The sequence below is a fragment of the Bradyrhizobium sp. CCGUVB4N genome (assembly GCF_024199945.1).
GTDB lineage: Bacteria > Pseudomonadota > Alphaproteobacteria > Rhizobiales > Xanthobacteraceae > Bradyrhizobium.
On record NZ_JANADP010000001.1, the window covers coordinates 6,043,259 to 6,062,361 of the forward strand.

Annotated in this window: 18 protein-coding genes and 2 tRNA genes; 10 read left to right on the plus strand and 10 right to left on the minus strand. The window is 64.6% G+C overall.

Annotation, left to right across the window (positions count from 1 at the left end; all coding sequences use genetic code 11):
• Window position 1 precedes the first annotated feature (1 nt).
• From NLM31_RS28040 to NLM31_RS28065, 6 genes are all read left to right on the plus strand, one after another.
• Entirely contained in the window at window positions 2-946 is a 945-nt protein-coding gene (locus tag NLM31_RS28040) for an alpha-E domain-containing protein (RefSeq protein WP_234679117.1), read from the plus strand.
• A 169-nt stretch (window positions 947-1,115) separates the two neighbouring features.
• Window positions 1,116-1,964, plus strand: coding sequence for a transglutaminase family protein (locus tag NLM31_RS28045; protein ID WP_254194349.1), 849 nt, complete (start codon window positions 1,116-1,118; stop codon window positions 1,962-1,964).
• Between the two features lie 112 nt (window positions 1,965-2,076).
• Window positions 2,077-3,273 carry an acyl-CoA dehydrogenase family protein gene (locus NLM31_RS28050; RefSeq protein ID WP_254194350.1) on the plus strand — a complete coding sequence of 399 codons (1,197 nt, stop codon included), beginning with the start codon at window positions 2,077-2,079 and terminating at the stop codon, window positions 3,271-3,273.
• Window positions 3,274-3,327: 54 nt separating this feature from the next.
• On the plus strand, window positions 3,328-3,735 hold the full coding sequence (locus tag NLM31_RS28055) for a carboxymuconolactone decarboxylase family protein (protein WP_254194351.1): 408 nt from the start codon (window positions 3,328-3,330) through the stop codon (window positions 3,733-3,735).
• A 106-nt stretch (window positions 3,736-3,841) separates the two neighbouring features.
• Window positions 3,842-4,600, plus strand: coding sequence for a proteasome-type protease (locus NLM31_RS28060; RefSeq protein ID WP_011088363.1), 759 nt, complete (start codon window positions 3,842-3,844; stop codon window positions 4,598-4,600).
• 24 nt (window positions 4,601-4,624) lie between these two features.
• Window positions 4,625-5,383, plus strand: a complete 759-nt coding sequence (locus NLM31_RS28065; RefSeq protein ID WP_254132404.1) for an SDR family oxidoreductase — start codon at window positions 4,625-4,627, stop codon at window positions 5,381-5,383.
• 273 nt (window positions 5,384-5,656) lie between these two features.
• Here NLM31_RS28065 and NLM31_RS28070 read toward each other — a convergent pair whose 3' ends face one another.
• Complete coding sequence (locus NLM31_RS28070) at window positions 5,657-6,892, minus strand: MFS transporter (protein WP_254194352.1); 1,236 nt, start codon at window positions 6,890-6,892, stop codon at window positions 5,657-5,659.
• Between the two features lie 159 nt (window positions 6,893-7,051).
• Between NLM31_RS28070 and NLM31_RS28075 the strand changes: the two genes are divergently transcribed.
• Window positions 7,052-8,302 carry a NupC/NupG family nucleoside CNT transporter gene (locus tag NLM31_RS28075; RefSeq protein WP_254194353.1) on the plus strand — a complete coding sequence of 417 codons (1,251 nt, stop codon included), beginning with the start codon at window positions 7,052-7,054 and terminating at the stop codon, window positions 8,300-8,302.
• A 7-nt stretch (window positions 8,303-8,309) separates the two neighbouring features.
• On the opposite strand, the gene NLM31_RS28080 is transcribed toward NLM31_RS28075, so the two are convergent.
• Window positions 8,310-9,380 carry a low specificity L-threonine aldolase gene (locus NLM31_RS28080; protein WP_254132407.1) on the minus strand — a complete coding sequence of 357 codons (1,071 nt, stop codon included), beginning with the start codon at window positions 9,378-9,380 and terminating at the stop codon, window positions 8,310-8,312.
• A 27-nt stretch (window positions 9,381-9,407) separates the two neighbouring features.
• Window positions 9,408-10,328, minus strand: a complete 921-nt coding sequence (locus tag NLM31_RS28085; protein ID WP_254194354.1) for an amino acid ABC transporter substrate-binding protein — start codon at window positions 10,326-10,328, stop codon at window positions 9,408-9,410.
• Between the two features lie 150 nt (window positions 10,329-10,478).
• Here NLM31_RS28085 and NLM31_RS28090 point away from each other — a divergent pair, with 150 nt between their 5' ends.
• Window positions 10,479-11,399, plus strand: coding sequence for a LysR substrate-binding domain-containing protein (locus NLM31_RS28090; protein WP_254194355.1), 921 nt, complete (start codon window positions 10,479-10,481; stop codon window positions 11,397-11,399).
• A gap of 19 nt (window positions 11,400-11,418) precedes the next feature.
• Here NLM31_RS28090 and NLM31_RS28095 read toward each other — a convergent pair whose 3' ends face one another.
• The 3 genes from NLM31_RS28095 to NLM31_RS28105 form a co-directional block, all read right to left on the minus strand.
• Complete coding sequence (locus tag NLM31_RS28095; RefSeq protein ID WP_254194356.1) at window positions 11,419-12,633, minus strand: rhomboid family intramembrane serine protease; 1,215 nt, start codon at window positions 12,631-12,633, stop codon at window positions 11,419-11,421.
• A gap of 294 nt (window positions 12,634-12,927) precedes the next feature.
• Window positions 12,928-13,494 carry a cupin domain-containing protein gene (locus NLM31_RS28100; RefSeq protein WP_254194357.1) on the minus strand — a complete coding sequence of 189 codons (567 nt, stop codon included), beginning with the start codon at window positions 13,492-13,494 and terminating at the stop codon, window positions 12,928-12,930.
• Between the two features lie 210 nt (window positions 13,495-13,704).
• Window positions 13,705-13,992 (minus strand): usg protein, encoded by a 288-nt coding sequence (locus NLM31_RS28105; protein WP_254132412.1) that lies wholly within the window; start codon window positions 13,990-13,992, stop codon window positions 13,705-13,707.
• Window positions 13,993-14,380: 388 nt separating this feature from the next.
• On the opposite strand from NLM31_RS28105, the gene NLM31_RS28110 reads away from it, so the two are divergent.
• Together NLM31_RS28110 and groL are read left to right on the plus strand one after the other, a co-directional pair.
• Window positions 14,381-14,695 (plus strand): co-chaperone GroES, encoded by a 315-nt coding sequence (locus NLM31_RS28110; protein ID WP_014494241.1) that lies wholly within the window; start codon window positions 14,381-14,383, stop codon window positions 14,693-14,695.
• A 48-nt stretch (window positions 14,696-14,743) separates the two neighbouring features.
• A complete protein-coding gene (gene groL / locus NLM31_RS28115) occupies window positions 14,744-16,384 on the plus strand; it encodes a chaperonin GroEL (protein ID WP_254194358.1) in 1,641 nt (546 codons plus the stop codon).
• Window positions 16,385-16,562: 178 nt separating this feature from the next.
• Here the strand turns inward: groL and lepB are convergent, their stop codons facing one another.
• From lepB to NLM31_RS28135, 4 genes are all read right to left on the minus strand, one after another.
• Window positions 16,563-17,312: a signal peptidase I gene (gene lepB, locus NLM31_RS28120; RefSeq protein WP_254194359.1), complete on the minus strand. Its 750-nt coding sequence runs from the start codon at window positions 17,310-17,312 to the stop codon at window positions 16,563-16,565.
• Between the two features lie 160 nt (window positions 17,313-17,472).
• Window positions 17,473-18,624: a slipin family protein gene (locus NLM31_RS28125; RefSeq protein ID WP_254194360.1), complete on the minus strand. Its 1,152-nt coding sequence runs from the start codon at window positions 18,622-18,624 to the stop codon at window positions 17,473-17,475.
• Between the two features lie 336 nt (window positions 18,625-18,960).
• Window positions 18,961-19,026 (minus strand) — tRNA-Asn (locus NLM31_RS28130).
• A gap of 4 nt (window positions 19,027-19,030) precedes the next feature.
• Window positions 19,031-19,100, minus strand: a tRNA-Phe gene (locus NLM31_RS28135).
• Window positions 19,101-19,103 lie beyond the last annotated feature (3 nt).

Consider the following 19,103-nt stretch of genomic DNA (forward strand, 5'->3'; position numbering starts at 1 on the left):
TATGCTGTCGCGTACCGCCGAAAACCTCTACTGGCTCGCCCGCTATGTCGAACGGGCCGAATATCTCGCGCGCACCATTGATGCGACCTTGCGCGTCACCGCGCTTCCCGCCGCCTATATCGGCAAGACCAACGAGTGGGACTCCGCCCTGCTCACCGCCGGCGTCGCGGAAAGCTTCTATCAGACCCACGAGGAAGCCAACGAGCACAACGTCGTCGATTACCTGTCGTTCTCGGCCGACAACCCGTCCTCGATCAGGAACTGCATCGAGGCCGCGCGGCTGAATTCGCGCTCGGTGCGCACCGCGCTGACCAGCGAGATGTGGGACACCATCAACTCGGCCTGGATCGAGCTGCAGGCGGTCTGGAGCAAGGGCACCTCCACACGCGAGGACCTCGCGAAATTCCTGCGCTTTGTGCAGGAGACCTCGCTGCGCTTCGACGGCTCGGCATACCGCACCATGCTGCGCAACGACGCCTACTGGTTCTCGCGCCTCGGCCTGCATCTGGAGCGCGCCGACAACACCGCACGCATTCTCGACGTCAAGTATCACGTGCTGCTGCCCGAGGAGGAGCACGTCGGCGGTCCGCTCGACTTCTATCAGTGGAGCTCGATCCTGCGCTCGGTATCGGCGCTGACGGCCTATCACTGGGTCTACCGCGAGACGCTGAAACCGTGGCTGGTCGCGGATCTGCTCATCCTCAACGGCACGCTGCCGCGCTCGCTTGCGAGCTGCTACGACAATCTCACGCGCAACCTCGACCAGATCGGCGTCGCCTATGGCCGCCAGGGTCCGGCGCAACGCCACGCCCGCGGCATCCGCAACCGGCTGGAACACAGCAACATGAACGACATTTTCCAGCACGGCGTGCATGAATTCATTCAGGAATTCATCGCGGACAATTCCAGGCTGGGCGAAATCATCACGAAGCAGTATTTGATCTGATGTCCCCCGGCTGACGAAACGGGATATCGTCATGGCCGGGCTTGTCCCGGCCATCCACGTTCTTGCTGCCGCGCGGTGAGGAAGAGCGTGGATGCCCGGGACCAGCCCGGGCATGACGAGCTTCTTCGCGAAAGGCAGTCGGGCCTAACCACTAACTGCACGGTTCCCCATGCGCCTGCGAATCCAGCACACCACGACCTATCGCTACGAGCCGCAGGCGACGAGCGTGATCCAGATCCTGCGCATGACACCGTGCAGCCATGATGGGCAATATGTGGCGGAATGGCAGATCGACGTCTCGACCGACACCAAGCTCGATATCCATGAGGACGCCTTCGGCAACGTCACCCATGTCTTGTCATGCGGACCCGTCGGCGACATCAAGATCACGGCCGAGGGCCTGATCGAGACCCACGATACCGGCGGCGTGCTGCGCGGCGCCGACGAGCGCTTTCCCGCCGACATGTTTCTGCGCACCACCGATCTCACGACCGTCAATCCTGCAATGGCAGCGGTCGCGCGCCAGTTGCGCAGCGAGGCCGAAAGCGACACGCTGGGCTTCCTGCACACGCTGATGAGCGAGATCAGCGACCACATGACCTTCGACGAAGATCCGACCAATAGCGGCACGTCGGCGGCCGAAGCGTTCACGCTCAAGCGCGGCGTCTGTCAGGACTATGCGCATATCTTCATCGCTTGCGCCCGCACCGGCGGCGTGCCGGCGCGCTTCGTCTCCGGACACTTCTTGCGCTCCGACGGCACCGTGCATCAGGACGCCGGCCATGCCTGGGCGGAAGCCTACGTTCCCGATCTCGGCTGGGTCGGTTTCGACCCTGCCAACAGCATCTGCACCACCGACGCCCATGTCCGCGTCGCCATCGGACTCGATTATCTCGGCGCGGCACCGGTGCGCGGCACCCGCTATGGCGGGGGCGCGGAGACGCTGACGGTCGCGGTCAAGGTCGAGCAGGCCGGCCGCGGCGGCCAGTCGCAATCGCAATCCCAGCGGCAGAGCTAGGCCCGGCAGCAGGCGTTACAGCCGTAATCGACGGCGACCGCGCTGAAACCGCATCGTAGCGCCGTCTCTTCAACCTCCGTTGCGATCCATCCCGCAACAGAGGTTGAGACAGATGCGGCTTCAAGAAAAAATCAGCAATTCCCTGGCACTGCGCGATCCCCACAAGGGCATGCTTCTGGGCATCGGCGAGTTGGCGCCCGAGATCACGGCACGCGCCGCCGAGATCGAAGCTGCGCGCCGTCTCCCGCCCGATCTGGTGGAACGGCTGAAATCGATCGGACTGTTTCGGATGTTCGTGCCGCGGAGCCATGGCGGGCTGGAGCTCGATCTGCCGGCCGGGCTCGAGGTGATGAAGACGCTGACCCGTCTCGACGGCTCGATCGGCTGGATCGCGATCGTTGCCGGCGTCGGCGGCCTTTTCGCCGCCGCGGCGCGTCCTGAACTGTATCAGCAGATCTATCAGGATGGACCAGACGTGGCGATCTGCGGCTCGTCACAGCCGGCAGGAACGGCGGAGCGCGTGGCCGACGGCTATCGCGTCAAGGGGCGCTGGCCGTTCGCCAGCAGCTGCACCCATGCCGACTGGATCGGCGGATTTTGCGTTGTCACCGACCGCGGCAAGCCGGTCCCGGGCCCGCAGGGCAAGCCGTTGGTTCGTGCAATCATGCTGCCGGCGCGCGATTGGGAGATCGAGGACACCTGGCACGCAGCAGGGCTCAAGGGCACCGGCAGCCATCACATCACGCTGCGGGAGACATCCGTTCCCGATACCCACGTCTTCGATGTCGATGCTGCCCCGCGCCTGTCGGGTCCGCTCTATCAGGCGTTGCGGCAATGGCTGCCGTTGCTGCACGGGACATTCTCGGTGGGCCTGGCCGAGGGCACCGTCGACGATCTGCTCGCGCTGGCCCATACCGGGCGGCAGCAATTATACGCGGCGGTGCCGATGCGGGAGTCCGAGATTTTCCAGTACGAGCTCGGCCGGATTTCCGCGGACCTGAAGGCGGCGCAGGCGTTTCACGAGGTGCAGGTCGCCAGCCATTGGCGGCGCGCGTTGTCGGGAACGCTGAACGATCCGGATCTCCTGGTCGAGGGGGCTCGATCCGCGGCCTGGCTCGCCACGACCTGCGTCGGCATTGCGGACGCCTGCTTTGCGCTGGCGGGAAGCAGCGCGGTCTATGACAGCTCGCCGCTGCAGCGGCGTCTGCGCGACCTTCACATCGGCGCGCAGCACGCTCACGCACAGCAGCGGCAATATGTCGAGGTCGGCAGGCTGGCCTTGCGTCGCTCGGCCGAGCAGGCCTGTTGACCGCACCAGCCGTGCTACACTCGCAGGATCCACCCCGACCCTGCGAGGACCCCCATGGCGACCGTGAAGCTGCTCTCGGACGATGAACTCTCCAGCGAGGCGCGCGCCGTTTTCGACGACATCCGAAAAGTCCGACAATCGGATTTCGTCAACAATTTCTGGCGCGCGCTGGCGCATGATCCGAAGACGCTGCGGCGGACCTGGGAGAGCATCAAGGAGGTGATGGCGCCGGGCGCGCTCGATCCCAAGGTCAAGGAGATGCTTTATGTCGCGGTCTCGATCGCGCATGGCTGCAGCTACTGCATCCATTCGCACACCGCGGCCGCCCGGGCCAAGGGCATGACCGAGACCGAATATGGCGAGCTGCTTGCCATCGTCGGCATGGCTTCGGAAACCAACCGGCTGGTCACCGCGCTCGGCGTCCCCGTCGACCGGGCGTTTCTCGCCGATGCCGCTGACTGAGCTAGGCTTTTTGCCCCGTCTATGCGTGCCATTGGGGGTTTCATGCGCCCCCGAAATTGGCTACTAGATTGGCGCCGGCAAAAGCGCTCGCGTTCGGGGACTGGAAATGACCTATTGTTGTGGAATCCTGGTTCGGGACGGGCTGGTCATGATCGCCGACACCCGCACCAACGCCGGCCTCGACAATGTCTCGACCTTCCGCAAGCTGCACATCTTTTCCAAGCCGGGCGACCGCATCATGGCGATCGCCAGCGCCGGCAATCTCGCCATCAGCCAGTCGGTGCTCTCCACCCTGACCGAGGGTCTCGAGGACCCGAACACGGGCGAGATCGAGACGCTGATGAACGCGCCGACCATGTTCCAGGCCGCCCAGCGCATCGGCCGGGCGATCCGGGCGGTGCACGCGACCGAAGGCCCCGCGCTGAAATCCGAGGACGTGTCGTTCGACGTTTCCTTCCTGTTCGGCGGCCAGATCAAGGGCGCACGGATGCGCCTGTTCATGGTCTACACGGCCGGCAATTTCATCGAATGCACCACCGACACGCCCTACCTGCAGATCGGCGAGCACAAATACGGCAAGCCGGTGCTCGACCGCGCCATGCATTACGACGTCGAGCTCTACGAGGCGCTGAAGACCGGCCTGATCTCGATGGACTCGACCATGCGCTCGAACCTCGGCGTCGGTCTTCCCATCGACGTGCTGGTGGTGCGCGCGGATGCCTGCGATGCCGATCTCAACCACCGCATCGAGGCAGGCGAGCCCTATTTCCACGACCTGCGCTCGCGCTGGTCGGCGGCGTTGCGCGCGGCGCATCAGAATATTCCGCGTCCGCCCTACAAGAACGAAAAAGAACCCAAAACCTGACAACTGAAGAAAAGGCAGGAAACGATGAGTGAAGCAAAAAAGATCGCAGTGGTGACGGGCGCCGGCACCGGTGTCGGACGCGCCGCGTCGCTGGCGCTGATGAACACCGGCTTCACCGTGGTGCTGGTCGGGCGCCGGCTCGACATGCTCGAGGAGACCGCCAAGCTCGGCCCCGCGGGCAAGAGCCTGTGCGTCACCGCCGACATGACCAAGCCCGACTCGATCGCCGCGCTGTTCGACAAGGTGAAGGCGACCTACGGCCGGCTCGACGTGCTGTTCAACAACGCCGGCATGGGCGCGCCCGCCGTCAACTTCGAGGACCTCAGCCTCGAGCAGTGGCAGGCGGTGGTGAACACCAACCTCACCGGCCCGTTCCTGTGCACCCAGCACGCCTTCCGCATCATGAAGGACCAGAGCCCGCGCGGCGGCCGCATCATCAACAACGGCTCGATCTCGGCGCATGCGCCGCGGCCGTTCTCGGCGGCCTACACCTCGACCAAGCACGCCATCACGGGCCTCACCAAGGCGTCCAATCTCGACGGCCGCATGTACGACATCGCGGTCGGCCAGGTCGACATCGGCAATGCCGCGACGCCGATGACCGACCGCATGGTCAACGGCCCTGGCGTGCTGCAGCCGGACGGCACCACCAAGCACGAGCCGCGCATGGATGCGAAGGCGGTCGGCGATGCGGTGGCCTACATGGCCGGCCTGCCGCTCGATGCCAACGTGCTGACCATGACGGTGATGGCCAGCAAGATGCCGTTCGTCGGACGCGGCTGAACCAAAACTACGAAAACAACCCCATGCACAGTAGGCGTCAAGAGGCGCCTGCTGCTGCCCGGCTTGCGGGGTGACGCGGCGTAAGTCCACGCGCTGCTTCAGCAATCGTCATTACGCGCGCAGACTTGCCGCTCTCGTGCCCCGGACGCAGCGCGGCATGCAATGACGCGTTGCTGAGCCGGGGCCCATGCCTCCGCGATCTCGCTCTCGGCCTTCTGGGTCCCGGCTCTGCGCAGCAACGCTCCGCGTTGCAGCGCGTCCGGGACACGAGCCCTACTCCAGGCTCTCCACCTGCCGCAGGCTGGGGAACAGCTTCATCCACAGCAAGGCCACCGCAACCGTGCAGACGCCGCCGAGCACAGCGGCGGGCATCGCGCCGAACAGCGCGGCCGTGACGCCACTCTCGAACTGGCCGAGCTGGTTCGAGGCGTTGATGAAGAGGAAATTGACGGCGCCGACGCGGCCGCGCATCTCGTCGGGGGTGGACAATTGCACCAGCGAGAAGCGGATCACGACGCTGATCGTGTCGGCGGCACCCAGAACTGCGAGCGACAGCACCGACAGCCACATCCAGGACGACAGCGCGAACACGATCGTGGCCACCCCGAACACGATCACCGCCTGGAACATGCGCAGGCCGACATGCCGCGTGATGGCGTGGCGTGCCAGCACCATGGTCATCAGCAGCGCGCCGACGGCCGGCGCGGCACGCAGCACGCCGAGCCCAACCGGACCGGTCTGCAAGATGTCGCGGGCATAGATCGGCAGCAGCGCGGTGACGCCACCGAACAGCACCGCGAACAAATCGAGCGAGATGGTGCCGAGGATCGCCGGATTGCCGCGGATGAAGCGAACTCCGGCAAAGATATTGTCCGTGCTGTCGTCCCTGGCCACGGCCTGCGGACGCGGCTGGATGAAGCCGGTCAGGATCATCCCGAGAATCCAGAACAGCAGCATCACGGCGTAGGCCAGATGCGGCGCGATCGCATAGGCAAAGCCGCCGAGCGCCGGCCCGGTGATGGTCGCGACCTGGCCTGCGCCGCTCGCCACGGCGGTGGCTCGCTGCAGCGAGCCCTGCGGCGCGATCAGTGGCAGCAGGGCCGCCGTGGTCGGGCTCTCGAAGGCGCCGGCAATGCCGAGCACGAAGGTCGCGACGAAAATCTGCACCTCGCTGACCGCGCCGAGATAGGTAATGACGGCGAGATAGAGCGCGGTCGCGGCTTCGACGAGCTGGCAGAGCTGGACCACGCGCTTGCGCTCAAAACGGTCGGCGGCGTGGCCAGCGACGAAGACGAGCAGCGCGGTGGGCGCAAACTGCACGAGGCCGACCATGCCGAGGTCGAAGGCCGAGCCGGTGAGATCGTAGATCTGCCAGCCGATCGCGACCGCCGCGATCTGGCTGGAAAAGCGTGACAGGCTGCGCGAGAGCAGGAAGAACAGGAAGGCGCGGTGGCGGAGGAGCTCTCCGGCGCTGACCGCCGGACGGGCTGCAACTGGCTGCTCTGGCATCGCCTCTTTGGTCACGCTCGGCTGGTCCGCCCCTGATATCGACGCGCCCCCGCGTGGCTGACGCGGGCCTGCTTGTCAACAGCGGGCGGCCCCCGGCGCCATCCGGCATTGCGTTTGCAACGCACGCGCGGCCATAATCATTGGGGCTTTGGGGACATCATGCTGCGGCTGCAATCGACACTCGGCGTTTTCGCATTGCTGCTGATCGCGTTCGCGCTGGCGGAGAATCGCCGCGCCGTCTCGCTTCGGCAGGCGCTGATCGGCCTCGTCGTGACCTTCGCCACCGCGATCGTGCTGCTGAAGGTGCCGATCGTGGCGCACGCCTTCGGCGCCATCAATGACGCGGTTGGCGCCATCTCGGCAGCCTCGCGCGCGGGCTCCTCCTTCGTGTTCGGCTATGTCGGCGGCGGTCCCCTGCCCTTCGACCTGAAGGTACCGGGCGCCGATTTCATCCTGGCGTTCCAGGCGCTGCCGATCGTGCTCGTCATGAGCGTGCTGACGACGCTGCTGTTCTATTGGCGCGTGCTGCCGCCGATCGTGCGCGGCATGGCGTGGCTGCTCGAACGCACGCTCGGCGTCGGCGGTGCCGTCGGGCTCTCGACCGCCGCCAACATCTTCCTCGGCATGGTCGAGGCGCCGCTGTTCGTGCGGCCGTATCTCGCGCAGATGAGCCGCAGCGAATTGTTTCTGGTGATGACCGGCGGCATGGCCGGCATCGCCGGCACCGTGCTGGTGCTCTATGCGACGCTCCTTGCTCCTCTTATTCCCGATGCGGCCGCGCATTTCGTCATCGCCTCGGTGCTGGGGGCGCCGGCCGCGATCCTGGTCAGCCTGATCATGGTGCCCGAGACATCAGACAAGCGCACCGGCGGCGCGCTGGAAGATCCGGAGATGGAAGTCTCCGGCACCATGGATGCGATCGTGAAGGGCACGACCGCGGGGATCGAGCTATTGATCAACATCGTCGCAATGCTGCTGGTGCTGGTGGCGCTGGTCTACCTCGTCAACGCCATCCTCGGCCTGCTGCCCAACATCGGCGGCGGTGCGATCTCGCTGCAGCGGTTGCTGGGCCTCGTGATGGCGCCGGTGTGCTGGCTGATGGGACTGCCCTGGGACCAGGCCGTCACCGCCGGCAGCCTGATGGGCACGAAAACCGTGCTCAACGAGCTGATCGCCTATGTCGACTTCTCAAAACTGCCGCCGGGTACGCTCGATCCGCGCTCGCGCCTGATCATGCTCTACGCGATGTGCGGCTTCGCCAACTTCGCCAGCCTCGGCATCATGATCGGTGGCCTCGGTGTGATGGCGCCGGAGCGGCGCGACGAGATCAACGCGCTGGGGCTGAAGTCGATCGTGTCGGGCACGCTGACGACGTGCTTGATGGGCGCGATCGTGGGGGTGTTGACGTAGGCCCTTTCTAAGCCAAAGCTCCAGCCACGGCGCGAAATGCCGTGACCGCGCGCTCAATATCCGCGTCCTCGATATGGCGATGGGTCACGCAGCGCAATCGCTGCTTGCCCCAAGGCCTCGCCTTCACGCCCATCCCCTCCAGAGCCTCCGACCACGCGGCGCTGTCGCGCCCGGAGCGAGAGACATCGACCTGCACGATATTCGTCTGCGGGATTGTCGCGCTGATCCTCGGATGCATCCCGTTCAGCGCATCGCTCAGGGCGCGCGCACGCCGGTGGTCCTCCACCAGACGCGCACCCATGACCTGAACGGCCTCCAGGCCGGCGGCAGCCAGGATGCCGATCTGGCGCTGCGTGCCTCCCAGCATGCGGCGAAATCTGCGGCTCCGGTCGATCGCCGCGCCCGGCCCTGCGAGCACGGCACCAGCCGGCGCGCTCAGGCCCTTCGATAGGCACAGCGAGACCGTGTCGCAATGCCGCGCAACCTCGGCCGGCGCCGTTTCGAGCGCGACCGCGGCGTTGAAGAGCCGCGCACCGTCGAGATGCACCGGGACGCCACGCGCCGAAGCCATGGCGTGCACCGCCTGCATGTGCTCCAGCGGCAGCACGGCGCCACTTGCATTGTTGTGCGAGGTTTCCATCGCGACAAGGGCGGTCCTGAGCTTGTGCCCGTCGCTCTGTAGGGCGTCCTCCAGCAAGTTCAGGTCCATCGCGCCGTCGGTACCGGCAACAGCGAGGTAGAACTGTCCCGTGAATGTCGCCGCTCCTCGCTCGGACGTGTACATATGGGCTCGCGATTCCAGCACGATCTGTTCGCTGCGCTGCGACTGCGCCAGCGTCGCCAGCAGATTGGCCATGGTGCAGCTTGGCACAAACAGGCCGGCCTCCTTGCCCAATGCGGCAGCCGCGACGGCCTCCAACTCCCGTACCGTGGGGTCACCGTCCAGCCCGTCATCGCCGATCGGCGCCGAGGCCATGCGGGCATACATCGCCTCGGTCGGCTTGGTGACCGTATCGCTGCGCAGGTCGATGGGCGGCGCCCCGGCGCCCGCCGCGTTCGTCACATGTTGATCTGCCATTGCGGGACCTCTAGAGCGCCTGGTGCTTCATTCGTAGGCTGCCGGGTCGCCGGAATCGGTTGGATTGGCCAGCGCCCGCTTGAGGGCGGCGCTCATCGGAAATTTCAGGTTGAGTCCATACGGCGGGATCGGTGAATTGAAATATTTGTCGTAGAGCGCCGCAATCTGTCCGTTCTTCATCAGGTCGATCACGGCTTCGTCGACCACCTTCTTGAAGGCAGGATCATCCTTGGGTTCGACGATGCCGTAAGGCGCCATCTCGAGACCCTTGCTGCCGATCACGAAGTCATCCGGCGTCCTCGATGTGGCGACCGTGGCATAAGCGAGACCGTCGTCGTTGGCGGTGCCGGCCGCACGGCCCGACGACAGCATCAGGAAGGTCTCGGCGGTGTCCTTGGCCGGAACCACCGAGATGCCGAGATTGTTCTTGGCGTTGATCAGCGTGATCACCTTGAACGTCTGGCCGCCGGCCTGGGCGGCGATGGCCTTGCCGCGAAACGAAGTCGGGTCGTTGACATCGACCCCGCCATCCTTGCGCGCGACGAGGACCACCTGCGCAACGAAGATGGTGGGAGAAAAAGCGGCGAGCTTGTGCCGCTCGATATTGTTGGTGGTGTTGCCGCATTCCAGATCGATCGTGCCGTTGGCTAGCAGCTGAATGCGCGTCGCCGAGGTGATGGGTTGATAGCGGATCTCGAGCTTGGGGAGCTTGAGGGCCGTCTTGATCGCCTGCACCACCTGTTCACAGATTTCCACGGTGTAGCCGATCGGCTTCTGGTTGCCATCGAGATAAGCGAAGGGCACCGAGGTCTCGGGATACCCCAGCGTGATCGAGCCGGTCTCACGGATCTTGTCGAGCCTGCCCGCACCCTGCGCCATGGCCTCGCCGGAAAGAACAACAGCAGCGACGGCCGCCGCGGCGAGCGCCTTGATCGTTATCGCTTTCATCTCGTCCCCTTCTTCCGCTGATGTCCGTGATGCCGTCCACGGTAGCCAACGAAAGGACGGCCCGGCGCGAACGGCTTCATGCTCTGGACTATCGTCCAAAAGCTCGATCTGATGAAATTCCAGTTTCACACTCTCCTATACGGATTTGATATGGCCACCAGACGGATGGGCTTGAAGCATGTGGAGGCCTTTCGGGCGGTCTTCGTGACGGGATCGATGACGCAGGCGGCTCAGCGCATGCATACCTCGCAACCCCAGATCAGCCGCCTGATCGGGCAGCTGGAAGCGATCACGCAATTCCCGCTGTTCGACCGCAGCGGCGGCCGTCTCCGCCCGACCGTGGACGGATCGCGCTTTTTTCAGGAGGTCGAGAAAACCTTCATTGGCCTCGCCGGACTGGAGGCCAGCGCAGCCAGCATCCGTTCGTTCGGCATGGGTCGGCTAAGCGTTGCGGCGATGCCGCGCCTGGCCGGCGGCCTGCTGACGCGCATCGCGGCGCGTTTCAAGATGGACTATCCGCATGTGATGATCTCGATCCGGTCCGGCACGGCGAGCGCCGTGCACGACTGGATCAGCTCCGGGCTCTGCGACATCGGGTTGGCCATGCTCTATGGCGAGGTTGCGGGGGTGCATGTCGAGCCGGTGCTCAAGACACGTTGCGTCGCAATCATGCCGAAAGCACATCGCCTTGCGCAGAAGAAGACGCTGCGCCCTGCCGACTTCGCCGATGAGGCCTTCATCTCCTTCGCCACGGGGAGTCCGCTCTACGATCGCATCGATGCAATCTTCGCGCAGGCGGGCGTTGCACGCCGCATTGTTGCCGAGACCGATCTGGGCGCATCGGTCTGTGCCCTGGTCGCAGCCGGCCTCGGCGTCAGCATCATCAACCCGATTGCCGCACACGACGAAAGCTCCGGCGCGGCTCTGGTCACGCGCCCCTTCAACCCTATCGTCCCCGTGACGATCGCGCTGCTCCATCCACCTCATGCCGCGCCCGGCCGGTTGATTGATGCCTTCGGCGAATATGCCCGCAAGGTCATGGGCGCGGAGTTGGGCTATCTCGAGCGGTAGGCGACCGGCGCAATTCCGCTCAGCTGCACAGTTTCTGCTTCTGCAGGATGCGACGCACTTCAGCCATCTTGGCGCGGCACGGCTCGGCCGCCATGGCCTTCGCCTCGCTGGTTCGTCCCTGTGCCAGCAGCAACACCGCCATCAGGCTCTGCGCGCCGGAGCGCACCGGCCCGCCCGCGACATCCGTGGCGGCAAGCGACATGGCGGTTCGCGCTTCGGTCTCGGCGGAGTTGAAGCTGGCTTTTTCCAGGTAGGCGATCGCGCGGAACAGATGAGCCCGCGGGTCCTTCGGATAGCGGGTCACGAGATCGAGCGACCGGCTGGCCATCTCTTCAGCATTCGTCGGCGCTTCCGACGCGCGGATGTAGTGCAAGGCATCGGCCATGTAGGACGAATAATGCATGGCGGCGAAGCCGGCGCAGACCAGGGACACCGCCAATCCTGCGAGCAACGTCATGCCCGCGCTCCGCGGCAGGCTGTCATAGGACCAGAAGGCGAGCCACGGCGTGATCGCAAGCGCGGCGCCGGCCAGCGCACCGCCTGCATGGGCATAGTAGTTGACGTTGCCGGAGGCGCCAAAGGCGAGCGGCAGCAGCGCGGGAATGCCGAAGAACAGCGACGTCTTCAGTCGCGAGATTGTTTGCGCGGCGTCCGCCTCCGGATCGAAGCTCGAAACGAACAGCGCGGCGATGAGCCCGGTAATGGCGCCGGACGCACCGACGCCCACCGCGACGGCGGGGCCATTGCCCAGCAACGAGCCGATTTCGCCGGCGACTGCGCTGGCGACGAAGATCAGCGAAAACCAGCCACGGCCGATGAGGCTCTCCAGCCTGACGCCGACGATGAACAGCGCAACGCAATTGCCGACGAGGTGCCACTGGCTGCCATGCAGAAGCGGCGCAAGGCCGATGCGCCACCATTCCCCTCGTCCGACGACCAGATCGTAGCCGGATGCGCCCTGAGCGATCAGCGAGCGGACATCGAGTGAGCCGTCCTTGGCAATGTCGATGGCCAGACTGCGTTGCAGCGCATAGACGAGCAGCAGAACGAAAATCAGGCCAATGGTGAGGAAAGGGATATCGGCCAGAAGCTTGTTGTCGCGAAACAGCGAGCCCTCATCGGACGAGGGCTGAGTGTCGTCGCGCTCGACCGCCGGGGCGATCGGCGCGGCGGGTTGAAACGATCGACCTGGAGCTGGCGCTACAACGCCGCGTCGGCCAAAAGTGGTCGCCATGAATGCATCTCTCGCGTTCTCACAGCCTTGAGTTGACGCGAGGAATGTTTTCGACGGGTTAGCGCGAGCCCTGCGGGCGGCAGGAACCTTCCGACTGGTAACGGCCCGGTTTCCCGGATCGCGGGCTTTTTAGGGATTGCCTGGAGCCCTTCATACGGACGCCATAGCTCGGATGGAGCGCAGCGCAATCCGGGACCAGCTTCGCCGCGGAGAGACTTTCCCGGATTTCGCTTCGCTCCATCCGGGCTACGCGCTGTCATCGCGAGCTTCTCGCAACGACGTGGAGAGAGTGACCTACGCCTTCAGCTCCACCGTCTTGAACTCCGCCGGCAGGATCACTTCCAGCAGTTCGACGTCATCGGAGTAATCCAAAATCATGTGCTTGATCTTCGGCGGCTGCGTCCAGGCGCTGCCTTCTTTCATCAGGGTCTCGCCCTGCCCGTCCATGTAGGTCTTCACCCAGCCCTTGAGCACGTAGACCATCTGGAAGTCGACATCGTGGAAGTGGAGCTTCGAGACCTCGGCAGGATCGCAAGGACCCTGCAGGCGGATCACGTGGGCTTGCGCGAGGCCGTGGCTGGCCGCGGCGATGCCGAGGTCGCGATACTTGGCGTAGGCGCGCAGGCCGTCGGCTTTGAAATCTTCCTCGCGGTGATGGCTGATGGCGATGCGCTGCCTTGGGCGGGCGGGTTTCTTCGTCGCGGACGTTTTCGCTGAAGTCTTGGCGGTTGTCGTGCGCGCCTTCGACTTCACGGCCTTGCGTGCGGAGGAACGCGCGGCGGCCTTGGCACCGCTCTGCTTCTTCACCGCGGTCTGGGCTGCGCTACGCGATTTTGTTTTTTTGGTTGTTGTCTTGGCCATGGGCCGGCCTCCCCTGTTGTTATGGGAAGAGGCTAACACAGAACGAGATATCGTAGGGTGGGCAAAGCGACTTGTCCGCCGAAGCTCGAAGAGCGAAAGCGTGCCCACGTTCTGCGCGCGATCATCGAGAGATCGTGGGCACGGCGCGCGAAGAGCGCGCCTTTGCCCACCCTACGAGAGCGGTGCTCGCCGCGAGACCTGGGCCCTATCTCAATTCAATCGGAACACGCCGTCCACGGCGCGCAGCTCGGCCGGCTTGATCAGCTTGGAATGCGCCACCGTCACCGAGTGCAGCGGGCCGTCGAGCTTCTCGGTCCAGAACGCGAGGAAGTCGGTCAGCGCCGGGAATTTCGGAAACATGTCGTAGTTCTGCCAGACGTAAGTCTGGAGCAGCGACGGATGATCCGGCATCCGGTAAAGAATCTGCGCCGTCGTCAGCCCGTAGCCCAGCATCTGTTTCCGGAAGTCCTCGGAAACGCCCCCAACCCGCAATCCCATGCCAACCTCCTTTGCAGGAGCGCATTCAGGGGGCGGCTTGCCGGTACGCTGCTTACGAGCCACCCGGTGGAGATGCGCTCACATGAGAGAAATGTGACGCAAACTGATAATCCATCTCAAGCCCAAAAGTTTAACAAGCTGTTGAAATTCAATGCTTTAGCAGCAGAGACGGCTGCGTGCTAATACGGCCCCGGCACGTCCCCAAGCTCGGTTAACGATGGTAAAGAGATTTTGGCAGGCGGGCCTTCAGAGTGCCGAATTTTCTGCTAGAAGCCCTTGCCCCCGCAAAATTCCTGTCCTATTTCAGCCTCGCCTGTGCTAGCACTCGCGGGCACAGACTGCTAATGCCAAAAAATCCTTAACTCGTGCAAATGCTTAGGAGAGCTGCATGAAATTCCGTCCGCTTCACGACCGCGTCGTGGTCAAGCGTATCGACGCAGAAGAGAAGACCGCCGGCGGCATCATCATCCCCGACACTGCCAAGGAAAAGCCCTCGCAGGGTGAAGTCGTCGCCGTTGGCCCCGGTGGCCGCGACGAGGCTGGCAAGCTGATCCCGATCGACCTGAAGGTCGGCGACCGCGTGCTGTTCGGCAAGTGGTCCGGCACCGAAGTGAAGATCGACGGCGTCGATCTCTTGATCATGAAGGAAAGCGACATCATGGGCGTCCTCGACGTCCCCGCTTCCAAGAAGAAGGCGGCCTAACAGCCCCTCTCTCCCTCCCGTCATTCATTACCCAAGGAAAAACTCCAGATGGCAGCCAAAGAAGTCAAATTCTCGGTTGAAGCGCGCGACAAGATGCTGCGCGGCGTCGACGTTCTCGCCAACGCGGTGAAGGTCACGCTCGGTCCGAAGGGCCGCAACGTCGTGCTCGACAAGTCGTTCGGCGCTCCCCGCATCACCAAGGACGGCGTCACCGTCGCCAAGGAGATCGAGCTCGAGGACAAGTTCGAGAACATGGGCGCGCAGATGGTGCGCGAAGTCGCCTCCAAGTCCGCTGACGCGGCCGGCGACGGCACCACCACCGCGACCGTGCTCGCGGCTGCAATCGTCCGTGAAGGCGGCAAGGCGGTTGCCGCCGGCATGAACCCAATGGACCTCAAGCGCGGGATCGACCTCGCCGTCGAGGCCGTCGTCGCGGATCTCGAGAAGAATACCAAGAAGGTCACCTCGAACGAGGAGATCGCCCAGATCGGCACCATCTCGGCCAACGGCGACCAGGAGATCGGCAAGTTCCTCTCCGACGCCATGAAGAAGGTCGGCAACGAGGGTGTCATCACCGTCGAGGAAGCCAAGTCGCTCGAGACCGAGCTCGACGTCGTCGAGGGCATGCAGTTCGACCGCGGCTACATCTCGCCCTACTTCGTCACCAACGCCGACAAGATGCGCGTTGAGATGGACGACGCCTACATCCTCATCAACGAGAAGAAGCTCTCCTCGCTGAACGAGCTGCTCCCGCTGCTCGAGGCCGTGGTGCAGACCGGCAAGCCGCTGGTCATCGTCGCCGAGGACGTCGAAGGCGAGGCTTTGGCCACGCTTGTTGTGAACCGTCTGCGCGGTGGTCTGAAGGTCGCGGCTGTCAAGGCTCCGGGCTTCGGCGATCGCCGCAAGGCCATGCTGCAGGACATCGCGATCCTGACCGGCGGCCAGGCGATCTCGGAAGATCTCGGCATCAAGCTCGAGAACGTCACGCTCAACATGCTCGGTCGCGCCAAGAAGGTGATGATCGACAAGGAGAACACCACGATCGTCAACGGCGCCGGCAAGAAGGCCGACATCGAGGCGCGCGTGGCCCAGATCAAGGCGCAGATCGAGGAAACCACCTCGGACTACGACCGTGAGAAGCTCCAGGAGCGTCTCGCCAAGCTCGCTGGCGGCGTCGCGGTGATCCGCGTCGGCGGCGCGACCGAGGTCGAGGTGAAGGAGCGCAAGGATCGCGTTGATGACGCGATGCATGCGACCCGCGCGGCTGTCGAGGAAGGCATCGTTCCGGGCGGCGGCGTCGCCCTGCTCCGTGCTTCCGAGCAGCTCAAGGGCCTGCGCACCAAGAACGACGACCAGAAGACCGGCGTCGAGATCGTTCGCAAGGCTTTGTCGGCTCCCGCTCGCCAGATCGCGATCAACGCCGGTGAAGACGGCTCGGTGATCGTCGGCAAGATCCTGGAGAACAAGACCTACGCTTACGGCTTCGACTCCCAGACCGGCGAGTACGTCAACCTCGTCACCAAGGGCATCATCGACCCGACCAAGGTGGTTCGTACCGCGATCCAGAACGCAGCTTCGGTTGCGGCGCTGCTGATCACCACGGAAGCCATGGTCGCCGAGCTGCCCAAGAAGGGCGGCGCCGGTCCGGCGATGCCCCCGGGCGGCGGCATGGGCGGCATGGACTTCTAAGCGACGAAGTCGTCCCGGACGCGGCGCAGCGCGAAGCGGTGCACCGCAGATCCGGGATCTCGCTCCAAAAAATACGAAACCCCGGCAGCAATGCCGGGGTTTTTGTTTGTGGGGATCGTCATTCCGGGGCGCGCCCGCTTGGGCGCGAGCCCGTGACGAGACGAGAGACGCGGCTGCCTCACCCCACCTTCCCCATCCGATCCGGACGCAGCTCGCCTCGGGAATCGAGCGACCAGAAGATCCGCGTCACCTTGCCGACGAGATTGTCCATCGGCACGAATCCCATTGCGCCCATCGCACGGCTGTCGGTGGAGTTGTCGCGGTTATCGCCGAGCACGAAGACATGGCCGGGCGGCACCGTGACGATATTGGTGTTGTCGTAATAGCCGTTGTCGATGCAGTCATAGGTGACGTAGTTCGCGTCGTTCGGCAGCACCTCGCGCCAGCGCTTGATCTTGGCACCGGCCTCCAACCCGCAAGCAGCCCCGCCTGCGGCAAAATCCTTGAGCGCGACACGTATCACCGGCTTGTCGTTGAGGACGAGTTGCCCCTGTCGCATCTGGATGCGGTCGCCGGGCAGACCCACCACGCGCTTGACGTAGTCGACAGAAATGTCCTTCGGGTTGCGAAACACCACGATGTCGCCGTAGCGGGGCTCCGCGGCAAGGAAGCGGCCCGAGATCCATGACGGCGAGAAGGGAAACGAATAACGGTCGTAGCCATAGGCATATTTGGCGGCGAAGACGTAGTCGCCGACCACCAGCGTCGGCATCATCGAGCCGGATGGAATGTTGAACGGCTGATACAGGAAGATGCGAAACAGGAACGGCGGCGACCACAACACGGGGACGAGCAGGATCAGGATGACGATCGCCTTCCATTCGCTGGATCTTGTCCGCGGCCGGATGGTGTCCTGAAGAGTGGTCATCGCCTGCCTGCCCAACGAGGTCGCGTGGAGAGACTAGCGCAATCGATAGCGCGAGCAATCCCGATGCGTTCGATCATGTTGGTCGCGGCGGCGCCGGCACACGTTCAACGCATCAATGCGACGGATGGATGAAGGGCCGCCCGTGGGCGGCCCTTCGGTTTCACGCGCTCTCGGGCGCCTTCAGGCGCACGAGCCGGGTCAGGAGGGCATCGAGGCCCTCGCCGTTGCCGGCGTGGAGATCGATGCGGCCGACCTTCTCGACCAGTCGCTCCAGCGACTCCAGCTCCTTGAGCCGAAGCAGCAGGGGGTTCTCCTCCATCAGGCGGGCGGTGTTCAGGAGCGACCGCGTCGCCGCGGTCTCCTCCTGCCGGCGGATCAGGTTCGCCTTCGCGACCCGCTCCGCCTCCACCACCTTGTTCACCAGCTCCCGGATCTCGCCGGGCAGGATCACGTCCTTGACGCCGAGCTCGGTGACCTCGACACCGGACTCCGCGACGCGTGCACGCACATAGTCGCGCAGCTCCGCATCCAGTGCCGCCTTCGCAGACAGCACCTCGTCCAGCGTACGACCCGCAACCGCCTCGCGGATCGCGAACTGCACCAGGCGGTACAGCCACGCATCCACGTCGGGCACGGTCGCCACTGTGCGCTCGGGGTCGACCACCCGGCGGAACGCCGTCAGCGTCACCCGCAGCGCGATGCGATCCTTGGTCAGCATCTCCTGCGCGGTGATCTCGACCGCCTGGGGCCGCAGGTCGAGGCGCTTCACCTCGATCTTGCGACCGACGGTCCAGAACGCGTGCCGGCCAGGCGCGAGCCGCTCGACGAGCCGGCCCTCGACGTAGAGCAGGCCCGCCTCGTGGTTCTCGACCACCGTCTCGGACGACACGGCCGAACGGTTGCGCTCGATCATGCTCAGGTGGCGCGCGTCGATCCTGGGATCGCTGGACACATCGATGCGCTCGACATCGATGCGGGTCGCGACCTTCCAGTAGACGCGCACCTGCCAGGGCGTCATCAGATGCACGGGCCGGCCGTCGAGGCTGACGATGGCGACCTCGTCCGCCCTGGTCTCGACTGCCTCGAACAGTTCGGCGGCAAGATCGGGACGCGCGGCCTTCAGCACCGCGTAGCGATCCGTGGGGAATTCAGTTCCCACGACGTTGTACACGGTGGCGGTCAGCTCGTTGCGCCAATCGAACAGACGATGCCGACCAGGCGCGAGCACCCGCTCGAGCTGGCCGTTTCGCGTGAGTAGCGCGCGCTCACCGTCCTTCACGGTGACAGTGGTCGTCAGCAAATGCCAGGTCATGGCACGCCTCCTTGGTTTGCGCCCGGCCGGATGCCGGACAACACGTTTCGTTTGCAAAGGATGTGAGGACGCGGACGACGCTTCCTGCAGAGATCGACGGGCCGTGGCTTGAGCTTGCACGATGACGGGCGCACGCGCGCGATCGCGCGACATCTGTCGCGCGGCCGTGCGGAGCCACCCGGCATCGGCGCAAGCGGTATCTACCCGCGGCGCAAAGCCGGTCTCACAGTGTCTCGGTTCGGACGGAAAGCCTTGCGGCAAAACGGCCGGACTGCGACTGAAGCGCGCGTCCGGTCCCCTTCAGAGGAATCAGCTTTTCAGGCTGAAACGGAGCGCTGGAGCGGGATTCGAACCCGCGTCACGATGATTAACAGTCATCTGCTCTACCAAACTGAGCTATCCTTTGTGCAAGAGACCGGAATCGAACCGATGCCTTCGGGATTTCAGCCCGACGCTCTCCATGAGCTACGTCCTGCGTT